Below are 1,546 nucleotides of genomic sequence, written 5' to 3'. Positions count from 1 at the left end.
TTCTCGACCGATCCGCCATAAGCATCCGTGCGGACATTGGCACCGTCCTTGGCGAACTGGTCCAGCAGATAGCCGTTGGCGCCATGAATCTCGACGCCATCGAAGCCGGCCTCAATGGCGTTCGCGGCTGCTTGCCGGAAATCGTTGACGATCCCCGCAAGCTCGTCGAGCGCCAGCGCGCGGGGCGCCGAAACCTCGACAAAGCCGTTGTTCACGAACGTCTTCGTCGCGGCCCGGATTGCCGAGGGCGCGACGGGCGCGGCGCCGTTCTCCTGCAGATCGACGTGCGAGACGCGGCCGACGTGCCAGAGCTGCAGGAAAATCCGCCCGTCCTTGGCGTGCACCGCGGTCGTGACCTTTCGCCAGCCGTCGATCTGAGCCTGAGAATAGATGCCGGGCGTGTCCTGGTAACCTTGTCCCTGCCGCGAGATCTGCGTGGCCTCGGAGATCAGCAGGCCGGCGGAGGCCCGCTGGCCGTAATACTCGGCGGCAAGATCGCCCGGAACGAAGCCCGGGCCAGCGCGATTGCGCGTGAGGGGCGCCATGACGATACGATTGGAGAGCGTCAGCGAGCCGAGAGAATAAGGCTCAAAAAGTGCTTTGTTGGTCATAGGTCACCTTGTTTGTCCCCGCCGCGACGAGGTCGTTATCAAATGGATTCGTTGGTGCTCAGGCGACCTTGCGGTACCGCTCGGCGGGATGTTCGTTCCGATAGTTCGGAAGCATGGCCTGGCGCGCGGCCTGAAGCGCGTCCCACTGCCCGGCATCGGGAAGCGGCGGGATGGTCACCGGTTCGCGGCGGTCGAAGCCGACCAGCGCCGCATCAACCAGATCGTCCACCTCCATCACGTTGGAGAGCGTGTTGATGTCGGCGCCGACGTGGTCCCAGATCTCCGTACGCGTCGTGGCGGGCAGCACGGCCTGGACGTAGACACCCTTCGGCGCGAGCTCGAGGCTGAGCCCCTGCGACAGAAACAGCACGAAGGCTTTGGTTGCGCCGTAGACCGTCATGCCGAACTCCGGCGCCAGCCCGACCACGGAACCGATGTTGACGATCGCCCCTGCACCCGCCTTCGCAAGTCGCGGGGCGATGGCGCTGGCAAGTCGCAGAAGCGCGGTCGTGTTGAGCGCAACGAGCCGGGCGACGTCATTGGTACTCTGCTCGATGAAGCTTCCGCCGATGGCTGTTCCGGCATTGTTGACGAGAATCCCGATGCGGGCGTCATCGCGCAGCCTCGTCTCTACCGTTGCAAGCTCGGCAGGCTGCGTAAGATCAGCCTGGACGATGTCGATCGCAACGCCAGTTTCCTGACGGAGCCGGGCTCCCAGTGCCTCCATTCGTGCCACGTCACGGGCAACCAGCACGAGGTCGTGTCCGCGGCGGGCGAACCGTTCGGCATAGGAAGCTCCGATGCCCGTGGAGGCGCCGGTGATGAGGACTGATGGAATGGTGGTCATGGCATTGCTCTTTTCTCTGATGGAACCTATATTCATGACGATCATCATGATTGCGGCTAAATATGATGGGCATCATGTAAATGTCAAC

The 1,546-nt window shown here is 63.2% G+C and carries 2 protein-coding genes; both read right to left on the bottom strand.

Annotated features, from left to right (window positions below; translation table 11 throughout):
- Positions 1 to 611, bottom strand: a 611-nt coding sequence (locus tag NKI25_RS36150) for an oxidoreductase (protein WP_502897507.1), incomplete at its 3' end; no start/stop codon positions are given.
- Between the two features lie 58 nt (positions 612 to 669).
- The gene (locus NKI25_RS36145) at positions 670 to 1,458 is read right to left on the bottom strand and encodes an SDR family NAD(P)-dependent oxidoreductase (RefSeq protein WP_353000945.1); all 789 of its coding nucleotides are present in this window, start codon (positions 1,456 to 1,458) and stop codon (positions 670 to 672) included.
- Between the last annotated feature and the right edge of the window lie 88 nt (positions 1,459 to 1,546).

This window comes from Mesorhizobium sp. M0808 (genome assembly GCF_040320025.1).
Classification (GTDB): Bacteria; Pseudomonadota; Alphaproteobacteria; order Rhizobiales; family Rhizobiaceae; genus Mesorhizobium.
The sequence above is the reverse complement of the archived record's forward strand: the minus strand, read 5'-3'. Positions and strand labels throughout refer to the sequence as shown.